The sequence below is a fragment of the Arthrobacter sp. P1_D4 genome, assembly GCF_056406115.1.
This window is the reverse complement of sequence record NZ_JBFUAU010000009.1, coordinates 92,439-118,400: the sequence shown is the minus strand read 5'-3', so window position 1 is coordinate 118,400 and position 25,962 is coordinate 92,439. Positions and strand designations below refer to the sequence as shown.

Annotated in this window: 38 protein-coding genes; 4 read left to right on the top strand and 34 right to left on the bottom strand. The window is 62.7% G+C overall.

Going from position 1 to position 25,962, the window contains the following annotated elements; genetic code table 11:
• The first annotated feature begins 4 nt into the window (after nucleotides 1-4).
• Nucleotides 5-889, top strand: a complete 885-nt coding sequence (locus AC1D0A_RS10695) for a type II secretion system F family protein (RefSeq protein ID WP_476945754.1) — start codon at nucleotides 5-7, stop codon at nucleotides 887-889.
• 130 nt (nucleotides 890-1,019) lie between these two features.
• Nucleotides 1,020-1,481, top strand: coding sequence for an Hpt domain-containing protein (locus tag AC1D0A_RS10690; protein WP_243181081.1), 462 nt, complete (start codon nucleotides 1,020-1,022; stop codon nucleotides 1,479-1,481).
• On the opposite strand, the gene AC1D0A_RS10685 is transcribed toward AC1D0A_RS10690, so the two are convergent.
• A complete protein-coding gene (locus tag AC1D0A_RS10685) occupies nucleotides 1,478-2,248 on the bottom strand; it encodes a response regulator transcription factor (RefSeq protein WP_243181082.1) in 771 nt (256 codons plus the stop codon). The two genes, AC1D0A_RS10690 and AC1D0A_RS10685, sit on opposite strands and share 4 nt — an antisense overlap.
• 209 nt (nucleotides 2,249-2,457) lie before the next feature.
• Here AC1D0A_RS10685 and AC1D0A_RS10680 point away from each other — a divergent pair, with 209 nt between their 5' ends.
• Nucleotides 2,458-3,780: a sensor histidine kinase gene (locus AC1D0A_RS10680; protein WP_476945753.1), complete on the top strand. Its 1,323-nt coding sequence runs from the start codon at nucleotides 2,458-2,460 to the stop codon at nucleotides 3,778-3,780.
• Nucleotides 3,781-3,799: 19 nt separating this feature from the next.
• Here AC1D0A_RS10680 and truA read toward each other — a convergent pair whose 3' ends face one another.
• From truA to rpsJ, 31 genes are all read right to left on the bottom strand, one after another.
• Nucleotides 3,800-4,690, bottom strand: coding sequence for a tRNA pseudouridine(38-40) synthase TruA (gene truA, locus AC1D0A_RS10675; RefSeq protein WP_243181084.1), 891 nt, complete (start codon nucleotides 4,688-4,690; stop codon nucleotides 3,800-3,802).
• A 31-nt stretch (nucleotides 4,691-4,721) separates the two neighbouring features.
• Nucleotides 4,722-5,294, bottom strand: a complete 573-nt coding sequence (gene rplQ / locus AC1D0A_RS10670; RefSeq protein ID WP_476945752.1) for a 50S ribosomal protein L17 — start codon at nucleotides 5,292-5,294, stop codon at nucleotides 4,722-4,724.
• Nucleotides 5,295-5,370: 76 nt separating this feature from the next.
• Entirely contained in the window at nucleotides 5,371-6,381 is a 1,011-nt protein-coding gene (locus tag AC1D0A_RS10665; RefSeq protein ID WP_018773683.1) for a DNA-directed RNA polymerase subunit alpha, read from the bottom strand.
• Nucleotides 6,382-6,514: 133 nt separating this feature from the next.
• Nucleotides 6,515-6,916: a 30S ribosomal protein S11 gene (rpsK, locus tag AC1D0A_RS10660; protein ID WP_018773682.1), complete on the bottom strand. Its 402-nt coding sequence runs from the start codon at nucleotides 6,914-6,916 to the stop codon at nucleotides 6,515-6,517.
• Nucleotides 6,917-7,015: 99 nt separating this feature from the next.
• Entirely contained in the window at nucleotides 7,016-7,390 is a 375-nt protein-coding gene (gene rpsM / locus AC1D0A_RS10655; RefSeq protein ID WP_028275004.1) for a 30S ribosomal protein S13, read from the bottom strand.
• A gap of 174 nt (nucleotides 7,391-7,564) precedes the next feature.
• Nucleotides 7,565-7,678: a 50S ribosomal protein L36 gene (rpmJ, locus tag AC1D0A_RS10650; RefSeq protein WP_009358722.1), complete on the bottom strand. Its 114-nt coding sequence runs from the start codon at nucleotides 7,676-7,678 to the stop codon at nucleotides 7,565-7,567.
• 69 nt (nucleotides 7,679-7,747) lie between these two features.
• Nucleotides 7,748-7,969 carry a translation initiation factor IF-1 gene (gene infA, locus AC1D0A_RS10645; RefSeq protein WP_009358723.1) on the bottom strand — a complete coding sequence of 74 codons (222 nt, stop codon included), beginning with the start codon at nucleotides 7,967-7,969 and terminating at the stop codon, nucleotides 7,748-7,750.
• 188 nt (nucleotides 7,970-8,157) lie between these two features.
• Nucleotides 8,158-9,108 carry a P1 family peptidase gene (locus AC1D0A_RS10640; RefSeq protein WP_243181085.1) on the bottom strand — a complete coding sequence of 317 codons (951 nt, stop codon included), beginning with the start codon at nucleotides 9,106-9,108 and terminating at the stop codon, nucleotides 8,158-8,160.
• Nucleotides 9,109-9,227: 119 nt separating this feature from the next.
• The gene (map, locus tag AC1D0A_RS10635) at nucleotides 9,228-10,055 is read right to left on the bottom strand and encodes a type I methionyl aminopeptidase (RefSeq protein WP_243181086.1); all 828 of its coding nucleotides are present in this window, start codon (nucleotides 10,053-10,055) and stop codon (nucleotides 9,228-9,230) included.
• A gap of 142 nt (nucleotides 10,056-10,197) precedes the next feature.
• Nucleotides 10,198-10,767 carry an adenylate kinase gene (locus tag AC1D0A_RS10630; protein WP_173403039.1) on the bottom strand — a complete coding sequence of 190 codons (570 nt, stop codon included), beginning with the start codon at nucleotides 10,765-10,767 and terminating at the stop codon, nucleotides 10,198-10,200.
• A gap of 5 nt (nucleotides 10,768-10,772) precedes the next feature.
• Nucleotides 10,773-12,083: a preprotein translocase subunit SecY gene (secY, locus tag AC1D0A_RS10625; protein ID WP_026266474.1), complete on the bottom strand. Its 1,311-nt coding sequence runs from the start codon at nucleotides 12,081-12,083 to the stop codon at nucleotides 10,773-10,775.
• Nucleotides 12,084-12,270: 187 nt separating this feature from the next.
• Complete coding sequence (gene rplO, locus AC1D0A_RS10620) at nucleotides 12,271-12,762, bottom strand: 50S ribosomal protein L15 (protein ID WP_476944182.1); 492 nt, start codon at nucleotides 12,760-12,762, stop codon at nucleotides 12,271-12,273.
• Nucleotides 12,763-12,969 (bottom strand): 50S ribosomal protein L30, encoded by a 207-nt coding sequence (rpmD, locus tag AC1D0A_RS10615; RefSeq protein WP_018773676.1) that lies wholly within the window; start codon nucleotides 12,967-12,969, stop codon nucleotides 12,763-12,765. It abuts the gene before it with no gap.
• 3 nt (nucleotides 12,970-12,972) lie between these two features.
• Entirely contained in the window at nucleotides 12,973-13,653 is a 681-nt protein-coding gene (rpsE, locus tag AC1D0A_RS10610) for a 30S ribosomal protein S5 (protein WP_173403037.1), read from the bottom strand.
• A 26-nt stretch (nucleotides 13,654-13,679) separates the two neighbouring features.
• Entirely contained in the window at nucleotides 13,680-14,063 is a 384-nt protein-coding gene (gene rplR / locus AC1D0A_RS10605; RefSeq protein ID WP_018773674.1) for a 50S ribosomal protein L18, read from the bottom strand.
• 2 nt (nucleotides 14,064-14,065) lie between these two features.
• Nucleotides 14,066-14,602, bottom strand: coding sequence for a 50S ribosomal protein L6 (gene rplF / locus AC1D0A_RS10600; protein ID WP_011692797.1), 537 nt, complete (start codon nucleotides 14,600-14,602; stop codon nucleotides 14,066-14,068).
• An 18-nt stretch (nucleotides 14,603-14,620) separates the two neighbouring features.
• Entirely contained in the window at nucleotides 14,621-15,019 is a 399-nt protein-coding gene (gene rpsH / locus AC1D0A_RS10595) for a 30S ribosomal protein S8 (protein ID WP_018773673.1), read from the bottom strand.
• Between the two features lie 96 nt (nucleotides 15,020-15,115).
• The gene (gene rplE, locus AC1D0A_RS10590; RefSeq protein ID WP_018773672.1) at nucleotides 15,116-15,697 is read right to left on the bottom strand and encodes a 50S ribosomal protein L5; all 582 of its coding nucleotides are present in this window, start codon (nucleotides 15,695-15,697) and stop codon (nucleotides 15,116-15,118) included.
• On the bottom strand, nucleotides 15,697-16,056 hold the full coding sequence (gene rplX / locus AC1D0A_RS10585) for a 50S ribosomal protein L24 (RefSeq protein WP_018773671.1): 360 nt from the start codon (nucleotides 16,054-16,056) through the stop codon (nucleotides 15,697-15,699). The genes rplE and rplX overlap by 1 nt, the downstream gene beginning before the upstream one ends.
• 3 nt (nucleotides 16,057-16,059) lie before the next feature.
• The gene (rplN, locus tag AC1D0A_RS10580) at nucleotides 16,060-16,428 is read right to left on the bottom strand and encodes a 50S ribosomal protein L14 (protein ID WP_003803789.1); all 369 of its coding nucleotides are present in this window, start codon (nucleotides 16,426-16,428) and stop codon (nucleotides 16,060-16,062) included.
• A gap of 548 nt (nucleotides 16,429-16,976) precedes the next feature.
• Nucleotides 16,977-17,285 (bottom strand): 30S ribosomal protein S17, encoded by a 309-nt coding sequence (gene rpsQ, locus AC1D0A_RS10575; protein WP_018773670.1) that lies wholly within the window; start codon nucleotides 17,283-17,285, stop codon nucleotides 16,977-16,979.
• Nucleotides 17,282-17,611, bottom strand: a complete 330-nt coding sequence (rpmC, locus tag AC1D0A_RS10570; RefSeq protein WP_018773669.1) for a 50S ribosomal protein L29 — start codon at nucleotides 17,609-17,611, stop codon at nucleotides 17,282-17,284. Before rpmC ends, rpsQ begins: the two co-directional genes overlap by 4 nt.
• Nucleotides 17,612-17,613: 2 nt before the next feature.
• Entirely contained in the window at nucleotides 17,614-18,030 is a 417-nt protein-coding gene (rplP, locus tag AC1D0A_RS10565) for a 50S ribosomal protein L16 (RefSeq protein ID WP_018773668.1), read from the bottom strand.
• Entirely contained in the window at nucleotides 18,031-18,873 is an 843-nt protein-coding gene (gene rpsC / locus AC1D0A_RS10560; protein WP_028275116.1) for a 30S ribosomal protein S3, read from the bottom strand. It lies immediately after the preceding gene.
• On the bottom strand, nucleotides 18,874-19,239 hold the full coding sequence (rplV, locus tag AC1D0A_RS10555; protein WP_003803798.1) for a 50S ribosomal protein L22: 366 nt from the start codon (nucleotides 19,237-19,239) through the stop codon (nucleotides 18,874-18,876).
• A 38-nt stretch (nucleotides 19,240-19,277) separates the two neighbouring features.
• Complete coding sequence (rpsS, locus tag AC1D0A_RS10550) at nucleotides 19,278-19,559, bottom strand: 30S ribosomal protein S19 (RefSeq protein ID WP_018773666.1); 282 nt, start codon at nucleotides 19,557-19,559, stop codon at nucleotides 19,278-19,280.
• 12 nt (nucleotides 19,560-19,571) lie between these two features.
• Entirely contained in the window at nucleotides 19,572-20,411 is an 840-nt protein-coding gene (gene rplB / locus AC1D0A_RS10545) for a 50S ribosomal protein L2 (RefSeq protein WP_026266473.1), read from the bottom strand.
• A gap of 29 nt (nucleotides 20,412-20,440) precedes the next feature.
• Nucleotides 20,441-20,746, bottom strand: coding sequence for a 50S ribosomal protein L23 (gene rplW / locus AC1D0A_RS10540; RefSeq protein ID WP_018773664.1), 306 nt, complete (start codon nucleotides 20,744-20,746; stop codon nucleotides 20,441-20,443).
• A complete protein-coding gene (rplD, locus tag AC1D0A_RS10535; protein WP_476945751.1) occupies nucleotides 20,743-21,363 on the bottom strand; it encodes a 50S ribosomal protein L4 in 621 nt (206 codons plus the stop codon). The genes rplW and rplD overlap by 4 nt, the downstream gene beginning before the upstream one ends.
• A gap of 4 nt (nucleotides 21,364-21,367) precedes the next feature.
• Nucleotides 21,368-22,018 (bottom strand): 50S ribosomal protein L3, encoded by a 651-nt coding sequence (gene rplC / locus AC1D0A_RS10530; protein ID WP_003803812.1) that lies wholly within the window; start codon nucleotides 22,016-22,018, stop codon nucleotides 21,368-21,370.
• Nucleotides 22,019-22,035: 17 nt separating this feature from the next.
• A complete protein-coding gene (gene rpsJ, locus AC1D0A_RS10525) occupies nucleotides 22,036-22,344 on the bottom strand; it encodes a 30S ribosomal protein S10 (RefSeq protein ID WP_003803825.1) in 309 nt (102 codons plus the stop codon).
• A 489-nt stretch (nucleotides 22,345-22,833) separates the two neighbouring features.
• Between rpsJ and AC1D0A_RS10520 the strand changes: the two genes are divergently transcribed.
• Nucleotides 22,834-24,258 carry a GH1 family beta-glucosidase gene (locus tag AC1D0A_RS10520; RefSeq protein WP_476945750.1) on the top strand — a complete coding sequence of 475 codons (1,425 nt, stop codon included), beginning with the start codon at nucleotides 22,834-22,836 and terminating at the stop codon, nucleotides 24,256-24,258.
• Nucleotides 24,259-24,274: 16 nt separating this feature from the next.
• Here the strand turns inward: AC1D0A_RS10520 and AC1D0A_RS10515 are convergent, their stop codons facing one another.
• Both AC1D0A_RS10515 and tuf read right to left on the bottom strand, forming a co-directional pair.
• The gene (locus AC1D0A_RS10515; RefSeq protein ID WP_256860042.1) at nucleotides 24,275-24,400 is read right to left on the bottom strand and encodes a hypothetical protein; all 126 of its coding nucleotides are present in this window, start codon (nucleotides 24,398-24,400) and stop codon (nucleotides 24,275-24,277) included.
• 144 nt (nucleotides 24,401-24,544) lie between these two features.
• A complete protein-coding gene (gene tuf / locus AC1D0A_RS10510) occupies nucleotides 24,545-25,735 on the bottom strand; it encodes an elongation factor Tu (RefSeq protein ID WP_018773660.1) in 1,191 nt (396 codons plus the stop codon).
• Nucleotides 25,736-25,962: the final 227 nt, after the last annotated feature.

Below are 25,962 nucleotides of genomic sequence, written 5' to 3'. Positions count from 1 at the left end.
CCCCATGGACCCGATTCTTCTGCTCGCGCTACTGCTGGTGTCCCTTCCGCTCGGGTTCCTGGCCTGGTCATGGCTCTCCGTGGACCGGAAGTCCGAACGTGCAGCCCGGGAACTCCTGGCCCTTGGCAGCGACACGACCGGTCCCTCCGGGCAGGAGCAAAGCAAGCTATTGGAGCGCATCGGCTACCGACTGACGCCGGCCGGCTACATCAGGAAGCTCGACAGGCTTGTGTCCCTGGCGGGACGTCCGGCGTCGCTGCCGCTCGGGCGCGTGCTCGCGGCCAAGCCTTTGCTGGGCCTTGTGGGTGCGCTCGTCGGCCTTTACTTAGGCAACTCAGGATCGATGCCGATCCTCAAGGCCGCGGGAATTTTTGTAGCACTGCTCGGCTATTTCATCCCCGACCTCCTGCTCTACAGCAAGGGCCAGGAACGCCAGAAGGTAATGCAACTGGAACTGGCCAACACCCTGGATCAGATGCTCATTTCTGTGGAAGCAGGGCTGGGGTTCGAGGGAGCCATGGCGCGCGCTGGCGAAAACGGGAAGGGACCACTCGCCGAGGAGCTCGTCAGGACCCTGCAAGACATGCAAGTGGGCAGGAGCCGCCGCGAGTCGTACATGGCGCTCGCGGAACGGACCAGCATCCCGGAATTGCGTAGCTTCGTCCAGGCCGTCGTTCAGGCGGACACGTACGGAATCGCCGTCAGCACAGTGCTTCGAATCCAGGCGAAAGTCATGCGGGTCAAGCGTCGGCAGCGAGCCGAGGAGAAGGCAATGAAGCTCCCTGTCATGATCTTGTTCCCGCTGCTGTTCTTCATCTTCCCCGTGCTCTTCATCGCCATTCTGGGCCCCGCCGTCATCAATGCCGTGGCGACCTTCAGCGGCGGATAGCTGCATGAGGGCACCTGAGGAGTCCGAACCGCAGGGCAGAACCTGGCAATGCACCCGAAAAGCCACAATTTTGCCACAGGAAACACCGGAGTTGGAAACACGGTGCCGACGCAGCAAGTAGCGTGGGCACATGTCTTTCCTAGGTGCGCCAGACGACGGCGATGCAAACACTGGCTCCTCCGCCGACAGCTCCCCGCCTGGTGCGGGCACGGCCCAAACGGCTGCCGAAGAAGTTGCAAGCCCGATCGTGGACCCCTCCGCCCTCCAGGACCTCGGATCACAGCTGAACAGCCCGGCCGTGGCAAAAGGATTCGCCAGGGACTACACAAGGATGTGGGATCAGCGCTATCAGTCCCTCGCGACGTCCCTTGATAGCGGTGACGAGACCGCAGCACTGGACGCCGTCCTGAGCCTGAAGACGTCCTCTGCGATGGTCGGTGGCGTCCGTCTGGCCGAGCTCGCCAGAGAACTTGAGGACGCAATCCGCGTCCACGACGCCCGCCTGGCGCGGTTGCTCCTGCGTGAAGTCGCGGAGAGTGGAAACGACACCGTGGACGAACTGCAGCTCAGGCACAACCTCGGGGATCACTAGTCCACGGCTGGCGTGAGCCGGTACCCAACGCCGCGGATGGTCTGGAGCCAACGCGGTTGCAGTGGATCCTCCCCCAGCTTGCGACGCATGTTGCCAATATGTACTTCGACGGCACGCTCGTCGGATTCACTGATGTAGGCATCCGCGCTGTAATGCTGACCCCGCACTACCCGCACCAGATCAGTCTTCGACCGGACGGCACCTGCCCCTTTCAACAGGGCATGCAGGAGATCGAACTCACTACGCGTGAGGCTGACAGGAATGCCGTCAACAGTGACCGAACGCGTGTGCGGGTTCAGTACCAGGCCGTTGTGCCGGAATTCCGAAGCGTGGGACAGGACAAGGGCCTTTGACGGTGCCGTTCCCGGATCCAAGGACTTGGCCTCAGGGCCGTCCTGCCGAGGCCGGCGCATCATCGCAGACACCCGGGCTCGGAGCTCGCGCGGCCGGAACGGTTTGGTCATGAAATCATCGGCACCGGTATGCAGCGCGGTCAGCGTGTCCAACTCGTCCGTCCTCGCCGTCAGCATGACGACGTAGGCATCGCTGAACTGTCGAATTCGGCGTAGGACTTCAAAGCCGTCAATATCGTTGAGGCCAACGTCCAAGGTGACAACGTTGGCCTTCTGATTCCGCACGACCTCGACCCCCTCGCGACCGCTCGCTGCGCCGTGGACGTCAAATCCCGCCTGGCTCAATACCGCTTCCACGAGATGACGCACATCGTCGTCGTCCTCCACAACTACGGCGACTCCCAAGTCAGTCATGGTCCCCCTCACATCTGATGCGACACCTACCCCCATAGCGGCCGCGTCGGTACTGCTGTGCAATGATGATTCGCCAGCATTGCTAGAATACCCACGCTATAGCGCCAATGAACGTTTAGGCACAGTCGCGGCAATATATTTTCGTAACTTGTCAAGTTAACGTGACGAATGCTGTTAAATTGGAGTAGCGAGGAAGGGGCGCGGCTTCATTGAGTGAACAGCAACTGGTCCGGAACCCGGCAGGTTACTTTGCGGGATTCCCGCGGCGTGTGCAGGTGGCCCTATGCCAGCTTCCGCTCACACTGGCGATGACGGCTGTGGCGCTTGCAGCGCCCGGTGGCTGGCCCGGCCTCTTCGAGAGTGGCGTGTGCCGGGCTGCCTTTGCGCTCCTTCTGGCCCTCCTCATGGCCTGCCTTCTGGTGCCTTGGCAGCGGTTCGGGCCCTATGCTCCGCTCGCAATCCCTGTGCTCGACTTAGCCGCGATCTGCCTCGTCCGCAGTGGCAGCGTCGAAGGCCTGCCCGATCTCGGCATCTTGGCCGTCCTTCCGGTCCTCTGGGTCACGGCCTCCCGTTTGTCCGGTCCGGCGATCCTCTCGATCAGCTTCTTCGGGCCCCTGCTGACCGGCCTGCCGTGGTTGCTCAACGGCGGCTCAACCCCGGACCGAATCGCGGCCGCCGTTCTCCTGCCATTCATCACATTGGCAGTGGCCATTGCTCTGCGGGTTACTCGGCAACAGTTGACTGGGCGCCTGACAACCCAACTCCACGCCGGCTGCGAACGCGAACGACTGCTCAATGACGAAGTGTCCGGCCTGATCGATGCCCTGGCGGCCAAGGACGACGTGCTTTCCACCGTCTCCCACGAGTTCCGGACCCCCTTGACATCGATTATCGGCAATTTGGATCTAGCCCTCAGCGACTCGGAACATTTGTCCGCTCAGGCCCTCCGCCGCCTCGAAGTTGCGCAACGAAACGCCGAACGACTCCTCGCCCTTGTCTCGGATCTGCTGATGTCCGCCAACTCGGCTGTCCATGTCCATCCCCTGCGGACCGACCTGGCGAGCCTCGTGGAGGCGAGCCTGGGTTCGGCTCACGCACACGCCCAGGCTTCCCAGGTCACGCTCTCGATGGAGGTGCCGGCGCCGCTATGGGCGCACGTAGACCCGCTCCGGATCAGCCAGGCGCTGGATAACCTCATTTCCAACGCCATCAAATATTCCCCCAATGGCGGCAATGTGCGCGTCTCCGCCAGCACCGAGGGAGACCGGGTGCTGCTGCACGTGGAAGATGACGGATTGGGGATGACAGCCACCGACGCCGAACGAGTCTTCACACGGTTCTTCCGAAGCCCTGCGGTGCGGGACGGTTCCATCCCCGGGGCCGGGCTCGGGTTGTCGATCACGAAGGCGATCGTGGAGCGCCATGGCGGCTCCATCTCTTGCAACACCCTCCTCGGATCCGGAAGCACCTTCACGCTGGAGCTCCCTGCGAAAGGCACCGCGCCGGCTTACTCCCAGCCGGCGTTCCCATAGCCGCGTTCCAGGTCTGGATTTAGGCCCGCAGTGCCCGCGTCAGTTCGGCCCGGGCCAGCATGCCGCTCTCTGTCGGGTAGGCCACTTCCTCGAGCACCAGCGGGTGCGGGGCTGCGAGCACGGAGCGGGCGTCGCGCTGCCGGGCGAGGAGCCGCTCGTAGAGCCATTCCGGGGCCTCTTCGCCCTCCCCCACGTACAACGCCGAGCCCACCAGGGAGCGGACCATGTTGTGGCAGAACGCGTCAGCCTGAACGGTGACGACAATGACCCCGTCCGTGCCGCGCGCGAATTCAAAGCGCTGCAGTTCACGGATGGTCGTGGCCCCCTCGCGGGGCTTGCAGTACGAGCGGAAGTCCTGTAGGCCCAGCAGCGGCGCGGCGCCCTCGTTGAGGAGACCGACGTCCAGCGGCACCTTGTGCCACAGGGTCGAGGCGCGTCCCAGCGGGTCCCACAGCGCGGGGCCGTCCGCGATCCGGTAGGAATAGCGGCGCCAGAGGGCGGAGAACCGGGCATCGAAGCCAACGGGTGCCACGCTCACCCGGTGCACCTCGATGGCGCCGCTGAGGTCGCCCAGGCCACGGCTCAAGGCACCGCGGATGCGGCGGAGAAGGGCGACGGCGGGATCCAGTTCGGCGCCCCGGTTCAGGCCCAGCCACTCCGCCTCGCTGAGGTCCAGGTGGACTACCTGGCCGCGGGCGTGCACCCCGGCGTCGGTGCGCCCGGCAACCGTGACCCGGACGGGGCGGCGGATCAGCAGCGCGAGGGCCTCCTCCAGGACGCCCTGGACGGTGCGCAGTCCCGGCTGCACGGCCCACCCGCTGAACGGGCCGCCGTCGTACGCCACATCCAGCCGGATACGCAAAAACCCGCCGCCCCCCAAGACGGGGGCAGCGGGTTTGAGCTCGTTCATAGACTTAAGTCTATAAGAAAGACTTAGCGAATTACTTCGCGTCCTTCTCGGACTCAGCGGCTGCTTCCTCAGCGGCCGGAGCCTCTTCGGTAGGGGCTTCGGTCTCAGCGACCGGAGCCTCTTCGGTCTCAGCAGCCTCTTCGGTCTCGGCAACCGGAGCTGCTTCGGCCTTTTCGGCGTCCTTCTTGTCGGCGTCGCGCTTGGCAGCAGAGGTAGCCTCTGCTACCACGGCCTGCTTTGCCGAAACCGGCTCGAGAACCAGTTCGATGACAGCCATGGGAGCGTTGTCGCCCTTGCGGTTGCCGATCTTGGTGATGCGGGTGTAGCCGCCATCGCGGTTTTCCACTGCCTGTGCAATGTCGGTGAACAGCTCGTGGACGACGCCCTTGTTGCTGATCAGGCCGAGTACACGACGGCGGGACGCGAGGTCGCCACGCTTGGCGAAAGTCACCAGGCGCTCGGCGTACGGCTTCAGGCGCTTGGCCTTGGTCACCGTGGTGGTGATCCGCTTGTGCTCGAAAAGTGCGGCGGACAGGTTCGCGAGCATAAGACGCTCGTGAGCCGCTCCGCCTCCGAGGCGCGGACCCTTAGCGGGGGTAGGCATTATAGTTTCTCCTCATTGGAAGCCGTTGGGCTGCGCACACCAGGGTGCATCCAGCCAGCCGGCCAAGATCTGTTGGTTAGAGCTCGTCGTCGCTGAACGCGGCGTCGTCCTCTTCGATGGCTGCGGCACGTGCTGCGAGATCGAAACCGGGAGGGGAGTCCTTGAGGGACAGGCCCAGTTCGACCAGCTTGGCCTTGACCTCATCGATGGACTTCGCGCCGAAGTTGCGGATGTCCATGAGGTCAGCCTCGGAGCGGGCAACGAGTTCACCCACGGTGTGGATGCCCTCACGCTTGAGGCAGTTATAGGAACGGACCGTCAGGTCCAGATCCTCGATCGGCAGTGCCATGTCGGCTGCCAGGGCAGCGTCCGTCGGCGACGGACCAATCTCGATACCTTCAGCTGCGGTGTTCAGCTCGCGGGCCAGACCGAACAGTTCCACCAGGGTGGTACCTGCCGAAGCAACGGCGTCGCGCGGGGCGATTGCCTGCTTGGTCTCGACGTCGACAATGAGCTTGTCGAAGTCAGTGCGCTGCTCAACACGGGTAGCTTCCACGCGGAAAGTAACCTTCAGGACCGGCGAGTAGATCGAGTCGACCGGGATGCGGCCGATCTCGGAGTCGCCGGACTTGTTCTGAGCTGCCGAAACGTAGCCGCGACCGCGCTCGATGGTCAGTTCGAGTTCGAACTTGCCCTTCGAGTTCAGCGTGGCAATGTGCAGATCCGGGTTGTGGAATTCGACGCCGGCCGGCGGAGCGATGTCCGCGGCGGTGACGACTCCCGGTCCCTGCTTGCGCAGGTAAGCAACAACCGGCTCGTCGTGCTCGGAGGAAACCGACAGGTTCTTGATGTTCAGGATGATCTCAGTGACATCTTCCTTGACACCCGGAACCGTGGTGAACTCGTGCAGCACGCCATCGATCCGGATGCTCGTTACAGAGGCACCGGGGATGGAGGAGAGCAGGGTACGGCGGAGGGAGTTTCCGAGGGTGTAACCAAAGCCCGGCTCCAGCGGTTCGATGATGAACCGTGAGCGGTTTTCGGAGACGACCTCTTCGGAGAGGGTGGGGCGCTGTGCAATGAGCACTTAGGTTTCCTTTCGGCGAGCATCCGCTATATGACGCAACACAGGTGGTGGAAAGATCGGTCTGAAGACTTAACGCGGCCGGGCCTGCCCGGACCGGTGAGGGTCCGGGCAAGCTCCTGGGCGCTGGAAAGCCTTAGACGCGGCGGCGCTTCGGCGGACGGCAGCCGTTGTGGGCGCTGGGGGTGACGTCCTGGATGGAGCCAACCTCGAGGCCAGCGGCCTGCAGCGAGCGGATGGCGGTTTCGCGTCCGGAACCCGGTCCCTTGACGAACACGTCAACCTTGCGCATGCCGTGCTCCTGTGCACGCTTTGCGGCGGCTTCGGCGGCCATCTGGGCAGCGAACGGGGTGGACTTACGCGAGCCCTTGAAGCCAACCTCACCGGACGAAGCCCAGGAGATGACAGCACCGTTCGGGTCCGTGATGGACACGATGGTGTTGTTAAAGGTGCTCTTGATGTGCGCCTGGCCCAGCGCGATATTCTTCTTGTCCTTCTTACGCGGCTTGCGAACCGCGCCACGAGTCTTCGGGGGCATTTTTTCTCCTACAGAAAGTTATTGGGGGAAAGCCTACGCTTGGCCCACACTTGCCGGGTTCCCAGAAATCGCGTAAGCGATCCTAGGGGCAACTGGGGTTTAGCGGGCCTTCTTCTTGCCTGCGACGGTGCGCTTCGGACCCTTGCGGGTACGCGCGTTCGTCTTCGTACGCTGACCGCGTACGGGCAGGCCCTTGCGGTGGCGAATACCTTCGTAGCTGCCGATTTCAACCTTGCGGCGGATATCAGCGGCCACTTCGCGGCGAAGGTCACCCTCAACCTTGTAGTTGCCTTCAATGTAGTCACGCAGCTCAACCAGCTGTGCGTCGGTCAGGTCCTTGACCCGAACGTCTGCACTGATGCCGGTAGCAGCCAGGGTTTCGTGTGCACGGGTCTTGCCCACGCCGTAGATGTAAGTAAGCGCAATTTCCAACCGCTTTTCGCGGGGAATGTCTACGCCAGCGAGACGAGCCATATTGGCAGTACTCCTTGTATAAACCGGAGGTCGTAGGCAGTACACCCGCACTTACAGTGCGGCCCCAGCCTCCGACCGGGGGTTAGCTGTCCGGGCTCAATACGTCCCAGTTCAGCTTGTGCTGCCTTTATTTACTTGCGTGGGTTAGCAACCCAGGATTTCCTGTGAAGGAAATTAGCCCTGGCGCTGCTTGTGGCGCGGGTTCTCGCAGATCACCATGACCCGGCCATTACGGCGGATCACTTTGCACTTTTCGCAGATCTGCTTGACGCTCGGCTTGACCTTCATGGCGTTCCTTTGCGTGTTGCAGTTGGTCAGCTGGACCGGCCCTCGGCTGTCGCCCTGGCCGCCCAGTGTTTACTTGTAGCGGTAGACGATACGACCACGTGTCAGGTCGTAAGGGCTCAGCTCCACCACTACGCGGTCCTCGGGGAGGATCCTGATGTAGTGCTGGCGCATCTTTCCAGAGATGTGTGCCAGAACGATGTGCTTGTTGGTGAGCTCAACGCGAAACATCGCGTTGGGCAGCGCCTCGGTCACAACGCCCTCGATCTCAATGACCCCGTCCTTCTTGGCCATACCCTCCGCTAACTGTTGTTGCCGCAGCCTCCCGGTTTGCACCGGTCATGACCGCGGACGTTTTTGATTGATTGGTTGGTGCCACCCGACCCCAAAAGGGCACAACGGGGCAGACAACCAACAGACAACACTACGCCATCGCGGCCCGATTGTTAAATCCGAAGTTAAATCCGCCCATCGTAGCGCACTCAGCGTCCGTACGCACCTAGCGTCCCGGCCGCCGTCGTCACTGCCTCCGCCCGCGAGATCCCGTCGAGGATGGCCAGCCGGACGACGTCGGCGGCCGCGCTCTGCAGGGTAATGAGGCTGATCTGCCGGGCTGCCGGGGTGCTGCGGTCAAGCGCGACGGCGCCCGTCGCCAGCGCGAACACGGTATCGCCGTCGGCGAGGGTGTGGCTTGGATTCAAAGCCCTGGCCAGTCCGGCATGGGCCGCGGAGGCGGTGCGTTTGCAGTCCGCCTTGTCCAGGACGGCATCCGTGGCGACGACGACAAGTGTGGTGTTGAGCGGCGGCGCCGGCTCGGGGACCTGCGCGGCTTTCGCCCCAAAAGGTAACCCCAGCGCGTTGACTACCGCTATGGCTCCTACCACCACCGGCCCGTCTTTGGAGATGTTGTTTAGGGTGAGGGAGGCTGTGCCCACTCCCCCTTTGTAGGTGCCCCTGCCGATTGCCGCTCCTGTGCCGGCGCCGACGTTGCCGCGTTCGACGTCGTGCCCTTCCGGCTGCCCGGCGGCGGCGGCCGTCGCCGCGTAGCCCATCGCCTCTCCGGGGCGGGCGGAGAAATCGCCGCCGCGGCCCAGGTCGAAAATCGCGGCCGCCGGCACGATCGGAACAAGCCCGCCGGGGACCGTGAAGCCTCGGCCGTTCTCCTCGCACCAGCGCATGGCGCCGCCCGCGGCTGCAAGGCCAAAGGCGCTGCCCCCGGTCAGGACCACGGCGTCCACGGTCTGGGACAGCGTAGTGGGATCCAGTGAGTCCGTCTCGTGCGTCGCGGGCCCGCCGCCCCGGACGTCGACCGAGCCGACGGTGCCCGGCGGCGGGAGAACCACAGTCACTCCGCTCAGCCAGCCGTCGCCGGACTTTTGGACATGCCCCACCCGGATCCCGGCCACGTCTGTGATGGCTCCCGTTGCTCCCATGGCTCCATTGTGCGCCCCCGCTGACCCGCGACACGCAAAAWMCCTGGCGCTATGGGTCTTCCGTCGCCAGGGATTTTGCGCGTCGCCAGAAAACCCGCGAGTCGCCGTGTAGTTCGGGCCTAGGGAATCGGGACGGGCACGACGCCGAGCGGCGCCAGTTTCGCCGCTCCCCCGTCAGGTGCCGAGAGGACCCAGATCCCCTTCTCGTGCACAGCGACCGAGTGCTCCCACTGGCAGGAGCGCTTGCCATCCGTGGTGACGACGGTCCAGTCGTCGTCCAGGATTGCGGTCTCGATGCTGCCCCGGACCAGCATGGGCTCGATTGCGAGGCACAGCCCCGGGCGGATCTTCGGCCCGCGGTGGCCGGTGCGGTAGTTCAGCACGTCCGGAGCCATGTGCATCTCGGAGCCGATTCCGTGCCCTACATAGTCCTCCAGGATGCCCAGCGGTTTGCCCGGCACGGAGGAGACGTAGTCGTCCACGGCGTTGCCGATATCGCCCACGAATTTCCCGGTGGCCAGGGCTGCGATGCCACGCCACATGGCCTCCTCGGTAACCTCGGAGAGGCGTACGTCTTCGGGATCGGCGGTGCCGACAACCACAGTCCGCGCCGAATCGGAGTGCCAGCCGTCCACGATCGCGCCGCCGTCGATCGAGATGATGTCGCCGTCCGCCAGAACCCGGCCGCCGGGGATGCCGTGCACCACCTCTTCGTTCACCGAGGTGCAGATCGTGGCCGGGAACCCGTGGTAGCCGAGGAAGTTGGACTTGGCGCCGGCGTCCTGGAGCACGGCGGCGAAAACCTCGTCCAGCCGGGCCGTGGTGACGCCGGGGGCCGCGGCGGCCACCGCTGCATCCAGTGCCCGGCTCAGGACCAGTCCGGCCTCGTGCATCGTGCGCATCTGGGCGTTGGTCTTGTATTCAATGCGTGCCTGGCCGAATGCCATCGCTACCTCAAAATTTTCTCTCGCGGTCCGGGCGGGCTGGATCCCGGGCCTTCCGTACCCGATGGTACGGAACGCGCCCTTCTGCACTGCGTCTCTGTTCTGCGTCAGCCGCATTGAGCATGCGTGGATCAGGGGGTGAGGATCAGGCGGCCTGGGCCGACTTGATCGCTTCCATGACGCGCTCGGTGACTTCGTCGATGGCACCGATGCCGTCCACCTGGGTCAGGATGCCGCGTTCGGCATACTTGGCCACCACAGGTTCGGTCTGCTCGTGGTAGAGGTCCAGCCGGTGACGGATAACGCCTTCGTTGTCGTCGCTGCGGCCGGTTTCCTTGGCACGGCCCAGGAGGCGGGTAACCAGCTCCTCGTCGTCAGCGGTGAGCTGGAGCACGACGTCGAGCTTCTGGTCAGCGCCGGCGAGGATGTCCTCGAGGTAGTCCACCTGCGCGGTGGTGCGCGGGTACCCGTCGAGCAGGAAGCCTGCCTCGACGTCGTCCTCATTGAGGCGGTCGCGCACCATCTTGTTGGTGACGCTGTCCGGGACGAAGTCGCCGGCGTCCATGTACTTCTTGGCTTCGACGCCGAGCGGAGTCTCGCCCTTGACGTTGGCGCGGAAGATGTCTCCGGTGGAGATCGCAACGACGCCGAGGCGTTCTGAAATGCGTTCCGCCTGCGTTCCCTTGCCGGACCCGGGAGGTCCGATAATCAACATTCTCGTCATCGCAAAAGCCCTTCGTAGTGACGTTGCTGTAGTTGCGCATCAATCTGCTTCACGGTCTCCAGACCGACGCCCACCATGATCAGGATCGAGGTGCCGCCGAACGGGAAGTTCTGGTTCGCGTTGATCAGGACCAGTGCAACCAGCGGGATCAATGCCACGAAGCCGAGGTAGAAGGCGCCGGGCAGGGTGATCCGGGATAGGACGTACTGAAGATAGTCCGCGGTCGGCTTGCCGGCGCGGATGCCCGGAATGAAGCCGCCGTACTTCTTCATGTTGTCCGAGACCTCTTCGGGGTTGAAAGTAATCGCAACATAGAAGTAGGTGAAAAACACAATCATGGCGAAATACAGTGCCATATAGATCGGGTGATCGCCCTTGGTGAGGTTGTTGTTGATCCACTCAACCCAGGGCTGTACCGGCTCGCCGGCCTTGGGCTGGTTGAACTGTGAGATCAGCCCCGGCAGGTAGAGCATGGACGAGGCGAAGATGACGGGCACGACGCCGGCCATGTTCACCTTGATGGGGATGTAGGTGCTGGTTCCGCCGACCGTGCGGCGGCCGATCATCCGCTTGGCGTACTGCACCGGGATCCGGCGCTGGGACTGCTCCACGAAGACCACAAGCGCCACGGTGAGCAGGCCGATGATCAGGACCAGGAAGAAGGTTCCGGGACCCTGGGCCTTCCAGATCGCACCGAGCGAGCCGGGGAAGCCTGCGGCGATGGACGTGAAGATCAGCAGGGACATGCCGTTGCCGACGCCTTTTTCCGTCACGAGCTCGCCCATCCACATGATCAGGCCGGTGCCGGCCGTGAGCGTGATGATGATCAGGACCGTGGTGACGATCGAGCTGTCCGGGATGATGGGCAGCTGGCAGTTAGGCAGCAGCTGGCCGGAGCGTGCCAGCGACACCAGTGTCGTGGCATTGAGCAGGCCGAGTGCGATCGTGAGGTAACGGGTGTACTGGGTCAGTTTCGACTGCCCTGACGCGCCCTCCTCGTACAGCTGCTGGAAGCGGGGAATGACCACCCGGAGCAGCTGGACGATGATGCTGGCGGTGATGTACGGCATGATGCCGAGGGCAAAGATGGACACCTGCAGCAATGCACCGCCGCTGAACAGGTTGACGAGCTGGTAGATCCCGCCCGAGGTCTGACCGTTCTGCAAGCATTGCTGGACATTCTGGTAGCTCACACCAGGCGAGGGGATGAAGGCACCCAAGCGGAAGATTGTGATGATTCCCAGCGTGAACAACAACTTGCGTCGCAGATCAGGCGTGCGAAAGGCCCGGCCAAATGCGCTAAGCAAGCGTCCTCCTGAGTAATAAGTAAAGTCGTGTGAGACAGGTCAAATAAACCCAACAACCGAGTCTAACGGGTGGATGCGCCCCGCGAACAATCGGCGGGGCCCGGAAAATGAAAAAAACTCCCGGCACCGGGGGTCTGAGCCCCTGGTACCGGGAGTTTCAACAACGGGCAACTGCCCCGCCGCCTCGTTAGAGGGCGGTGGTGCTTCCGCCTGCTGCAGCAATCTTGTCAGCAGCGCTGGCCGAGAATGCGTGGACGGTGACGTCAACCTTGACGGTGATGTCGCCGGTGCCCAGCACCTTGACGGGCTGGTTCTTGCGAACGGCACCCTTTTCGACCAGGTTCTCCACGGTGACAGCGCCACCTTCCGGGTACAGCTCGTTGAGCTTGTCCAGGTTTACAACCTGGTACTCAACCCGGAACGGGTTCTTGAAGCCGCGCAGCTTCGGCAGGCGCATGTGCAGCGGCAGCTGGCCGCCGGCAAAGCCAGCCTTGATCTGGTAGCGGGCCTTCGTACCCTTGGTACCGCGACCAGCGGTCTTCCCCTTGGAACCTTCACCACGACCAACACGGGTCTTGGCGGTCTTGGCACCCGGGGCGGGACGCAGGTGGTGAACCTTCAGTGCGTTCTGCTTCTCAGCGGCGCCCTGTGCCTTTTCGGCGGTGTTCTTCTCTGCCATTTACTTCGCCTCCTCTACCTTTACCAGGTGCGGAACCGTGTTGAGCATCCCGACGGTCACGGCGTCGGCGGTGCGGACAACGGTGTGTCCGATCCGCTTCAGGCCGAGGGACCGCAGGGTGTCGCGCTGGTTCTGCTTGCCGCCAATGGCGGACTTGATCTGAGTGATCTCCAACTTTGCGTCGGAGACAAGCACGTTCTTAGCCATGACTCAGACACCTGCCTTCTGGTTCAGGAGAGCCTTGACCATTGCCGGCGGGGCGATCTCGTCGAGCGGGAGGCCGCGGCGTGCTGCCACTGCTGCCGGCTCTTCGAGGCGCTTCAGCGCGTCAACGGTTGCGTGAACGATGTTGATGGCGTTGGAAGAACCGAGCGACTTGGAGAGGATGTCGTGGATGCCCACGCACTCCAGTACTGCACGGACCGGGCCACCGGCGATAACACCGGTACCGGCGGAAGCCGGGCGCAGCATGACGACGCCTGCGGCGGCCTCACCCTGAACGCGGTGCGGGATGGTGCTGCCGATGCGGGGAACGCGGAAGAAGGACTTCTTGGCCTCTTCAACGCCCTTCGCGATAGCGGCAGGAACTTCCTTTGCCTTGCCGTAGCCGACGCCGACCATGCCGTTGCCGTCACCGACGACGACGAGGGCGGTGAAGCTGAAGCGACGACCACCCTTGACGACCTTGGAAACGCGGTTGATGGTTACGACGCGCTCTACGAACTGGCTCTTCTCGGCCTCGCGGCCGCCGTCACGGCCACCACGGCCGCCACGGTCGCCACGGCCCTGGCCGCGGTCGCCACGCTCGCCACGACGAGCGCCACCACGGCGGTCGTCAGTGGTAGCAGGCGCAGCGGTCTCAGTTGCCGGAGCAGCTACAGCTTCAGTCACCTGAATGTCCTTTTCGTTATTTTCGGTCACAGTGCCAGCCCACCTTCACGTGCGCCGTCAGCGACGGCGGCGATCCGGCCGTGGTACTTGTTACCACCGCGGTCGAAGACAACTGCTTCGATACCGGCAGCCTTGGCACGCTCGGCGACCAGTTCGCCAACGCGCTTGGCCTTGGCGGTCTTGTCACCGTCGAATGCACGAAGGTCGGCTTCCAGTGTGGAGGCGCTTGCCACGGTCAGGCCCTTGGTGTCATCAACAACCTGGACGAATACGTGACGTGCGGAGCGGTTGACGACCAGACGCGGGCGTACAGCCGTACCGGAGATGCGCTTGCGGATACGAAGCTGGCGGCGGCTGCGCTGGGCAGACTTGCTCTTGTTCGTACGCTTCTTGTTAATTGCGATCGCCATGGTTACTTACCAGCCTTTCCGACCTTGCGGCGGATGACTTCGCCTGCGTAACGGATGCCCTTGCCCTTGTAGGGGTCCGGCTTCCGCAGCTTGCGAATGTTGGCAGCAACCTCGCCGACCTGCTGCTTGGAGATACCTGAAACAGAGAGCTTGGTCGGGGTCTCAACTGCAAAGGTGATGCCGTTCGGTGCCGAGACGTTGACCGGGTGGCTGTAGCCCAGAGCGAACTCCAGGTCAGAACCCTTGGCCTGGACGCGGTAACCGGTACCGACAATCTCAAGCTTCTTCTCGTAGCCTGCGGTGACACCCTGGATCATGTTGGCGATCAGGGTGCGGGTCAGGCCGTGCAGCGAACGTGAGGCGCGCTCGTCGTTCGGGCGGGCGACAGTCAGGGTGCCATCTTCCAGGGAAACCTCGATCGGGCTGGCCACAGTGTGGCTCAGCTCGCCTTTGGAACCCTTGACGCTGACGACAGAGCCGTCAACCTTGACCTCAACGCCGGCAGGAACGGTGATGGGGAGACGTCCAATACGTGACATTATTCTCTTCCTTTCCCGTTACCAGACGTAAGCGAGGACTTCGCCGCCCACGCCCTTCTTGCCGGCCTGCTTGTCAGTCAAGAGGCCGGAAGAGGTGGACAGGATTGCGACACCCAGGCCACCGAGCACGTGCGGCAGGTTGGTGGACTTTGCGTAAACGCGCAGTCCCGGCTTGGAAATACGACGAACGCCAGCGATTGAACGCTCGCGGTTCGGACCGAACTTGAGCTCGAGGGTCAGCTTCTTGCCAACCTCAGCGTCTTCTTCTTTCCAGGAGGCGATGTAACCTTCAGCCTTCAGGATGTCGGCAACGCGTGCCTTGAGCTTGCTGTACGGCATGGTCACGGAATCGTGGTATGCCGAGTTAGCGTTGCGCAGACGCGTAAGCATGTCTGCGACGGGATCTGTCATTGTCATGTGGGCTCTTGCCCTTCCTCATAACGGTTTCCGCCGTGCTCTTTGTCCCGAACAGAATTCGGAAAGGAGCGCGGGCGGACCTTTTACGTAGCTAGATTAGTCTTCGGTCTTGAACGGGAAGCCAAGCGCCTTCAGCAGCGCGCGGCCTTCGTCGTCGGTCTTGGCAGTGGTCACGACGGTGATGTCCATACCGCGAACGCGGTCAATGGAATCCTGGTCGATCTCGTGGAACATAACCTGCTCGGTCAGACCGAAGGTGTAGTTGCCGTTGCCATCGAACTGCTTGCCGCTGAGGCCACGGAAGTCGCGGATACGCGGCAGGGCCAGCGTGACCAGACGGTCCAGGAATTCCCACATGCGGTCCCCACGCAGAGTTGCGTGTGCACCGATCGGCATGCCTTCGCGCAGCTTGAACTGTGCGATCGACTTGCGGGCCTTGGTTACCTGCGGCTTCTGGCCGGTGATCAGGGTCAGATCGCGGACAGCGCCGTCGATCAGCTTGGAGTCCTTGGCGGCATCTCCAACACCCATGTTCACAACGACCTTCACCAGGCGGGGAACCTGGTTGACGTTCTGGTACTTGAATTCCTCAGTCAGCGTGTTCTTGATGGAATCGGCGTACTTGGTCTTCAGACGAGGAACGATCTTGCTTGCCGGAGTCTCGAGAGTCTCAGTCATTAGATGTCCTTCCCTGAGCTCTTGGCCACGCGGACGCGCACTTCACGCTTCACGCCATCGCGCTCAACGGTCTCGGTGCGGAAACCGACGCGGGTGGGCTTCTTGGTGGACGGGTCAACCAGAGCCACGTTGGAGATGTGGATCGAAGCCTCGACGACCTCGATGCCACCGGTCTTGGTGCCGCGCTGCGACTGACCGACCTTGGTGTGCTTGGTTACGCGGTTAATGCCTTCAACCAACACGCGGTTGGTCTCCGGGTATACGCGCAGAACCTTGCCCTGCTTACCCTTGTCGCCGCCGCGCTCAGCCTTGGCGCCAGTGATGACCTGAACGAGGTCACCCTTTTTGATCTTAGCCATGGACTAGAGCACCTCCGGAGCCAGAGAAACGATCTTCATGAACTTCTTGTCGCGAAGTTCACGACCAACCGGTCCGAAGATACGGGTACCGCGGGGGTCACCGTCGTTCTTCAGGATGACGGCTGCGTTCTCGTCAAACTTGATGTAGGAACCATCCGCACGGCGGCGTTCCTTCTTGGTACGGACGATGACAGCCTTGACGACGTCGCCCTTCTTTACGTTGCCGCCCGGAATTGCGTCCTTGACGGTAGCGACGATTACGTCGCCAATGCCTGCGTAGCGACGGCCAGATCCACCGAGAACGCGAATGGTAAGGATTTCCTTAGCACCCGTGTTGTCGGCGACCTTGAGTCGCGACTCCTGCTGAATCACTATTTACTCCTTGCGTCGCGCTGGTTCTCAGACCGAAAATCTTCCTACGGAATGAGCCTTGCGGAACGGTTGATCGGGGTGTCTCTTGACCTGCCTGGATTTTGCCAGACCAGGCCTAAACGCCCGTGCCAAAAACATTTGCTTCCCAGGCGGTTCCCGACGAGTCGGGGCGCAAGGGGGCACTATGCCGTGGCACGATTGTTTACGAGGTTGATGACGGCGCGCAAAAGGCGCCATACAAACTCAAAATCTTAGCACGTTTTGGGCGTATCCCCATATCACAGCCATGGAACCTGCACACCCCTCCCCCGCAGCCGCGACGCCGTTACGCCGGACAGGCTGTGGGCCCGCCCGCCGCCGCGCATCCCGGGAACCCCGGCCCGCCGGCGTCGTAAGCCCCCAAAGGCTGCTCTGCCTGACGAGCACGGTAAACGGCTGCCGCCGGTCTCAGGCTGCCGGCTGCGGCGGCTGCCGGCAACGCGGAAGCCCCCGCTCCCCAAAGGGGAACGAGGGCTTCTGCTGTATCACCAGGCAAACAGGTGCAGGTGTTACTTGGCCTTCTCGAGGATCTCGACCAGACGCCACCGCTTGGTAGCGGACAGCGGGCGGGTCTCGGCGAGGAGCACGAGGTCGCCGATGCCGGCGCTGTTCTCTTCGTCGTGAGCCTTGATCTTGGCGTTGCGGCGGATGACCTTGCCGTAGAGGGCGTGCTTCACGCGGTCTTCGACCTGGACAGTGATGGTCTTTTCCATCTTGTCCGAGACGACGTAGCCGCGCTTCGTCTTACGGTAACCGCGCTCGTCAGCCTTGGCTGCGTCGGAAACAGTTTCCGTCACGTTCTCGTCCTTTTCACTCACTTGGCATCCTCCTCGGATTCAACCGTTTCAGCCTTCTCAGCCTTCTTGGTTGCAGCCTTCTTGGACTTCTTCTCTTCCTTGGCTTCCACAACCGGTGCGGCAACCTCGGCACGAATGCCGAGCTCGCGCTCACGGAGAACGGTGTAGATGCGGGCGATGTCCTTCTTTACCGCGCGCAGACGACCGTGGTTCTCCAGCTGACCGGTGGCGGACTGGAAACGCAGGTTGAACAGCTCTTCCTTGGCCTTGCGGAGTTCTTCAACGAGACGCTCGTTGTCGAAACCGTCCAGCTGTGCGGATGCAAGTTCCTTGGATCCTACTGCCATTTCTACTCACCACCTTCGCGACGCACAATGCGTGCCTTCAACGGCAGCTTGTGGATTGCCAGGCGCAGGGCCTCGCGAGCTACCTCTTCACTGACACCGGAGAGTTCGAAGAGAACCCGGCCCGGCTTGACGTTTGAGACCCACCATTCCGGAGAACCCTTACCGGAACCCATGCGGGTTTCGGCCGGCTTCTTCGTCAGCGGACGGTCCGGGTAAATGTTGATCCAGACCTTTCCGCCACGCTTGATGTGGCGGGTCATCGCGATACGGGCAGATTCGATCTGACGGTTCGTGACGTAGGCCGGGCTCAGCGCCTGGATGCCCCACTCACCGAAGGAGACCTGGGTGCCGCCCGTAGCAGCGCCGGAACGACCCGGGTGGTGCTGCTTACGGTGCTTGACTCGACGTGGGATAAGCATTTAAGCCTGTCCTCCTTCTACTGACTGTGCCGTGCCTGCGGCACCGGCTTCGACAGCCGGAGCTTCGGCGGCAGGTGCTGCCTCGGCTGCGGGGCGGTCGGGACGACGGCGGCGGTCACCACGGTCGGCGCCACCCGGGCGGCCCGGGCGGTCGCCGGCACGGCCACGGGACGGAGCAGCAGCTGCCTGCTGAGCCAGTTCCTTGGCAGTGACGTCGCCCTTGTAGATCCAGACCTTCACGCCGATGCGGCCGAAGGTGGTCTTGGCCTCGTAGAAGCCGTAGTCGATGTTCGCACGCAGGGTGTGCAGGGGCACACGGCCTTCGCGGTAGAACTCCGAGCGGGACATTTCTGCGCCGCCCAGTCGACCCGAGCAAGCGATCCGGATGCCCTTGGCACCGGCGCGCTGCGCGGACTGCATGGCCTTCTTCATCGCACGGCGGAAAGCCACGCGGGAAGTCAGCTGCTCAGCAACGCCCTGGGCAACAAGCTGGGCTTCCATCTCGGGGTTCTTGACCTCGAGGATGTTCAGCTGAACCTGCTTGCCCGTGAGCTTCTCAAGCTCGCCGCGGATGCGGTCTGCTTCAGCGCCGCGGCGGCCGATGACGATGCCCGGACGTGCCGTGTGGATATCCACGCGGACACGGTCGCGGGTGCGCTCGATTTCGACCTTGGCGATACCGGCGCGCTCCATGCCCGTGGACATGAGCTGGCGGATACGGATGTCTTCGCGAACGAAGTCCTTGTACCGCTGGCCGGCCTTGGTGCTGTCGGCGAACCAGTGCGATACGTGATCGGTGGTGATGCCGAGTCGGAACCCGTGCGGGTTAACTTTCTGTCCCACTTAGCGAGCCTCCTCTTTCTCCGGGGTAGCGACTACCACGGTGATGTGGCTCGTGCGCTTCTTGATCTGAAATGCACGACCCTGGGCTCGCGGCTGGAACCGCTTCATGGTCGGGCCTTCATCAACAAACGCTTCGCTGATGATGAGGTCACCTTCGTCAAACGCCACGCCGTCGCGGTCCGCGAGGACCCGGGCGTTGGAGATTGCCGACTGAACTACCTTGAATACCGGCTCCGAAGCTGCCTGGGGGGCAAACTTCAGAATTGCCAGAGCCTCATTCGCTTGCTTACCACGAACAAGGTTGACGACGCGCCGGGCCTTCATAGGCGTTACGCGGATGTGACGCGCAATTGCCTTGGCTTCCATTGCTTTCCTTCTCTCGTCTTTGACGTAAGTGCAGGCGCCTAGCGGCGCTTGCCCTTACGGTCGTCCTTGACATGGCCGCGGAATGTCCGCGTGGGAGCGAATTCGCCGAGCTTGTGCCCGACCATCGACTCAGTGACAAACACGGGGATGTGCTTGCGTCCGTCGTGTACGGCGATCGTGTGGCCGAGCATGTCGGGGACGATCATCGAACGGCGGGACCAGGTCTTGATGACGTTCTTGGTGCCCTTTTCGTTTTCCCTGGCTACCTTTACAAAGAGGTGCTGGTCAACGAAAGGACCTTTTTTCAGGCTGCGTGGCATGTGTCCAGGCTCCTATCGCTTGTTCTTGCCAGTACGACGGCGACGAACAATAAGCTTGTCGCTCTCTTTGTTGGGACGGCGGGTGCGGCCTTCGCGCTTACCGTTCGGGTTGACGGGGTGACGTCCACCGGACGTCTTACCCTCGCCACCACCGTGGGGGTGGTCAACCGGGTTCATGGCGACACCACGGACGGTCGGGCGAACGCCCTTCCACCGCATACGGCCGGCCTTGCCCCAGTTGATGTTCGACTGCTCGGCGTTGCCGACCTCGCCGACGGTTGCGCGGCAGCGCACGTCAACGTTGCGGATTTCGCCGGAAGGCAGACGCAGCTGGGCGAAACGGCCTTCCTTTGCAACGAGCTGGATCGATGCGCCGGCGGAGCGGCCCATCTTGGCGCCGCCACCCGGACGCAGTTCGACTGCGTGGATTACGGTACCGACCGGGATGTTGCGCAGCGGAAGGTTGTTGCCGGGCTTGATGTCAGCGTCGGCGCCGGCCTCTACGAAGTCGCCCTGGGACAGCTTGTTCGGGGCGATGATGTAACGCTTGGTGCCATCAACGTAGTGCAGGAGGGCGATCCGAGCCGTGCGGTTCGGGTCGTACTCGATTTCGGCAACGCGGGCGTTGACGCCGTCCTTGTCGTGGCGACGGAAGTCGATCAGACGGTACTGGCGCTTGTGTCCACCACCCTTGTGACGGGTCGTGATCTTACCGGAGTTGTTACGGCCACCCTTTTTCGGGAGGGGACGTACCAACGACTTTTCCGGCGTCGACCGCGTGATTTCAGTGAAGTCCGCTACGCTCGAGCCGCGACGGCCCGGGGTAGTCGGCTTGTATTTACGGATTCCCATAATTTATTTCCTCGTTAAAGTGGTCTCCGCTATGAAAGCGGACCGCCGAAGATGTCGATAGTGCCTTCTTTGAGGCTCACAATTGCACGCTTGGTGTTCTTGCGGGTACCCCAGCCGAATTTGGTGCGCTTGCGCTTACCGGCACGGTTGATGGTGTTGATCGATTCGACCTTGACGGAGAAAATCTTCTCCACGGCCAGCTTGATCTCGGTCTTGTTCGAGCGGGGGTCCACCAGGAAGGTGTACTTGCCCTCGTCGATCAGGCCGTAGCTCTTTTCCGAGACAACGGGTGCAAGCACGACGTCGCGCGGGTCTTTGATGGTGGCTGCACTCACTTGGCATCCTCCTCGTTCTTTGCAACCTTGTCAGCAACGAATGCTTCGTAGGCAGCCTTGGTGAAGACTACGTCGTCGGAAACGAGAACGTCGTAGGTGTTCAGCTGGTCTGCGTACAGAACGTGAACTTCCTCGAGGTTGCGCACGGACAGTGCAGCAACATCGTTGGCGCGCTCAATGACAACGAGCAGGTTCTTGCGCTCGGAAACTCCGCGCAGGGTTGCCAGTGCTTCCTTGGAGGACGGCGCGGAGCCGGCAACCAGGTCAGCAACGACGTGGACGCGGCCGTTGCGGGCGCGGTCCGAGAGTGCGCCGCGCAGTGCAGCAGCAATCATCTTCTTGGGGGTGCGCTGGCTGTAGTCACGCGGCGTGGGGCCGTGGACAACGCCACCACCGGTCATGTGAGGAGCACGGATGGAACCCTGACGGGCGCGGCCGGTGCCCTTCTGCTTGAACGGCTTGCGACCTGCACCGGAAACCTCGGCGCGGGTCTTGGTCTTGTGGGTACCCTGGCGAGCAGCAGCGAGCTGGGCAACGACGACCTGGTGCAGCAGCGGCACGTTGGTCTGTACGTCGAAGATCTCTGCAGGCAGGTCAACCTTGACAGTGCTAGTCATTGAACTAGGCTCCCTTCACGGCGGTGCGTACGAGTACGACCTGGCCGCGGGCGCCGGGAACGGCGCCCTTGATCAGGAGCAGCGACTTCTCGACGTCAACCGCGTGGACCGTGAGGTTCAGCGTGGTGTGACGAACGGCGCCCATGCGGCCGGCCATTTTCATGCCCTTGAAGACGCGGCTCGGGGTGGATGCGCCACCGATAGAACCGGGCTTACGGTGGTTCTTGTGGGCACCGTGGGAAGCTCCAACGCCGTGGAAGCCGTGACGCTTCATAACACCGGCGAAGCCCTTACCCTTGGTGGTGCCAACGACGTCGATCTTCTGGCCGGCTTCGAAGAGCTCTACGGAGAGCTCCTGGCCCAGCTCGTAAGAGTCAGCATCTGCAGTGCGCAGTTCTACGACGTGGCGGCGAGGCGTGACGCCTGCCTTTTCAAAGTGACCAGCCAGCGGCTTGGTGACCTTGCGGGGATCGATCTGGCCGTAGCCGATCTGAACGGCGACATAGCCATCAGTTTCTGCGTTGCGCAGCTGCGTGATGACGTTCGAGTCAGCCTGGACCACAGTGACGGGGATGAGCTTGTTGTTCTCGTCCCAGACCTGGGTCATGCCGAGCTTCGTGCCCAGCAGGCCCTTTACGTTACGGGTTGCGGTCATAGTCTCTCAGCACCTCCCTACAGCTTGATTTCGATGTTCACGTCGGCCGGCAGGTCGAGACGCATGAGCGAATCAACAGCCTTGGGCGTGGGGTCGATGATGTCGATAAGACGCTTGTGCGTGCGCATTTCGAAGTGCTCGCGGCTGTCCTTGTACTTGTGCGGAGAGCGAATAACGCAGTAAACGTTCTTCTCCGTCGGCAGCGGCACGGGGCCAACTACAGTTGCGCCTGCGCGCGTGACCGTCTCAACGATCTTCCGTGCTGAAACGTCAATGACCTCGTGGTCATATGACTTCAGCCGGATGCGGATTTTTTGTCCCGCCATGTCGCCTGACTCTCTTTCAGTCTGTGCTTCCCCTGATTAGGGCTGCCCTGTTCACTTACTAGTTGTATGGCTGCCGAAGCATTTGAAGTCGTGACTACCACCCGCCGCACAAGCTGAATCCGGAAGGATCCGGGTTCCTCAACCTGCCGACGCAACCGACCCCCGCGGTCGGGCGTGTCGCATGTTTTCACACGTACGCGTCCGCAATTCCATGGGGAGTGGGTTATGTTTGGTCTCTCACTTGGACCCTGGCATCCGGCATTATCCGGATCGGGACGCGAAAGAGCGCTTGAACAACTCATCTAGTATGCCGGAATTTGCGGGCAGAAGCGAATCAGCCCCTTTGCGCGGCCGTGCAGCCACAGTACTGCAATCGCAGTAGTGCAAGCGCAGCCGTGCAGCCGAACAGGCAACGTACTGCAGTCGCAGTAGTGCAATCACTGCCGGAGGGCCATTGTCCTGAATCGCCGTCGAATGGATGATAGGGGCATGACTGTGCAGGACTCTGTAGCAGTTCAGGCCCTCGCCGCACGCCTGAGCCCCGGATTCACCCTGGGTGTTTCCTCCGCGGCCTTCCAGATCGAGGGCAGCCTTGCCGCCGGCGGCCGCGGGCCCTCCGGCTGGGACGCCTTTGCCGAAAAGCCCGGCAACATCCTGCATGGGCACTCCCCCGCCGTGGCCTGCGACCACTACAACCGCGCCGAGGAAGACATCGAACTGATGCGCGATCTCGGGATCGATTCCTACCGCTTTTCGATCTCGTGGCCGCGGGTCCAGCCCGAGGGCAGCGGCCACTTCAATGCGGCCGGCCTGGACTTCTACGACCGCCTGATCGACCGGCTCCTCGCCGCCGGCATCTCCCCCATGGCCACTCTCTACCACTGGGATACGCCGCTGCCCCTCGAGCACCGGGGCGGCTGGATGAACCGTTCGACGGCGGAACGGTTCGCCGAGTACAGCGCGGCCGCCGGCAAGCGGTTCGGCGACCGCGTGGCGCAGTGGGTGACGCTGAACGAGCCCGCCTCGGTTACCCTGAACGGCTACGCCCTGGGCGTGCACGCGCCCGGCCGCGGCCTGCTCTTCGATGCCCTGCCGTCGGTGCGGCATCAGCTCCTGGGGCACGGACTGGCGGTTCAGGCGCTGCGCGCGGAGGGCGTCGCCGGCGCCGTCGGGGTCGCGAACCTGCATTCCCCGGTCCGGCCTGCTTCCGGTTCGCCAACAGACAGGATGCTGGCCAGGGTGTTCGACTTCGTGCTGAACCGGCTCTACGCTGACCCGATCCTCCTGGGCCGCTTTCCCCGGCTGCCGCTGATCGCCCGGCCGTGGTTCCGTTCAATGCGGAGCATCAGCGACGCGGACCTGGCCACGATCCACCAGCCGCTGGATTTCTACGGCCTGAACTATTACTACCCCGTGAAGGTGGCCACGGGACGCGGCGTCGACAGCCCCTCGGCAACCGCGGAGGCGATGCTGAAAGTCCCGTTCCATATGGCCGCGTTCCCGGAGTACGAACGCACGGGATTCGGCTGGCCGGTCGCTCCGGACCACCTGGGGATCCTGCTCCGGGAGCTGAAGGACCGGTACGGGTCTTCGCTGCCGCCGCTCTACATCACCGAGAGCGGGGCGAGCTTCCCCGAACCCGACCACGTCACCGGCCCCATTCCCGATGCCGGCCGGATCAGCTACCTCGCTGCACACCTCAGCCAGGCGGTCGAGGCCACCTCCCCCGGGGGCGTGGCACACGACGTCGAACTGCTCGGCTATTACGTCTGGACGCTGATGGACAACTTCGAATGGGCGGCAGGCTACTCGCAACGCTTCGGCCTGGTGCACGTCGATTTCACGAGCCTCAAGCGCACCCCGAAAGACTCGTACTACTGGTACCAGGCCCTCGCGCGGGCACGCCGGGCCTGAGCCCCGCCCGGCCCCGCTACTGGTTGCGGTTGGACCTATTGATGCGCTTGGCGCGCTCGATCTCCTGGCGGAAGTGCCTCTTCGCCCAAAAGAACGCGACGACGACTGCGGCGGCGATCAGTAGAAAAATGAACCAGCCCATGGTGAACTCCCTTCCCTTCCTGCAAAGGTATCAGGAACTTAAAAGGAACAGCCCCACTGCAAGTGCAGCGGGGCTGTTCCCGATCCTCTGGTCAGCTGCCAGACGGCTGGCTGATCAGGGGCAAAGCATCAGATCGGCAAGTAATTACTTGATGATCTTGGTGACGCGTCCTGAACCAACGGTGCGGCCGCCTTCGCGGATAGCGAAGCCGAGGCCCTCTTCCATTGCGATCGGCTGGATGAGCGCAACGGTCATCTCAGTGTTGTCGCCGGGCATAACCATTTCCGTGCCTTCCGGCAGGGTGATAACGCCGGTTACGTCCGTGGTGCGGAAGTAGAACTGCGGGCGGTAGTTGGAGTAGAACGGGTTGTGACGTCCGCCTTCGTCCTTGGAGAGGATGTAGACGTTAGCCTCGAAGTCGGTGTGCGGGGTGATGGAACCCGGCTTGACGACAACCTGGCCACGCTCGACATCGTCGCGCTTCAGACCGCGGAGCAGGAGGCCACAGTTCTCGCCGGCCCATGCTTCGTCGAGCTGCTTGTGGAACATCTCGATACCGGTAACCGTGGTCTTCTGGACCGGGCGGATGCCGACGATCTCGACCTCGGAGTTGATGGCGAGGGTTCCACGCTCGGCGCGGCCCGTAACAACGGTGCCACGGCCGGTGATCGTGAAGACATCTTCGATCGGCATCAGGAAGGGCTTGTCACGGTCACGTACGGGGTCCGGAACGGACTCGTCGACAGCAGCCATGAGGTCCTCAACGGACTTGACCCAGACGGGGTCGCCTTCGAGGGCCTTCAGGCCGGAAACGCGAACAACCGGAGCCTCGTCGCCATCGAAGCCCTGCGAGCTGAGCAGCTCGCGAACTTCCATTTCAACGAGGTCGAGGAGCTCTTCGTCGTCAACCATGTCAGCCTTGTTCAGCGCGACCAGCAGGTAGGGAACGCCAACCTGGCGGGCGAGCAGAACGTGCTCGCGGGTCTGAGCCATCGGGCCGTCAGTGGCGGCAACCACGAGGATTGCACCGTCCATCTGAGCAGCGCCGGTGATCATGTTCTTGATGTAGTCAGCGTGACCCGGAGCGTCTACGTGTGCGTAGTGGCGCTTCTCGGTCTGGTACTCAACGTGGGAGATGTTGATGGTAATGCCGCGCTGACGCTCTTCGGGAGCAGAGTCAATCGACGCGAAGTCACGCTTCTCGTTGAGAGTCGGGTACTTGTCGTACAGCACCTTGGAAATGGCGGCCGTCAGCGTCGTCTTACCGTGGTCAACGTGACCAATGGTACCGATGTTAACGTGCGGCTTAGTCCGCTCGAACTTTGCCTTTGCCACAGGTTCCTCCTAGAACGTTTTCAAATTGACTTACCCTTCGGCCGCGCTTGTCGCGGCAGAAACTCCAGTAAGTCTACTTGGGGGGCTTTGGATTGATGAAATTGCAGATTCAGGTACTAATGCTAGTGCCTAGAGCCTGTTCGTGCAGGCGGCCGAACTCCGGACTGGCCGGACTACAGCTGACCGGAGTCCGGCCGCCTGCACCAGATGTGTCTCCGCTGGCGGAG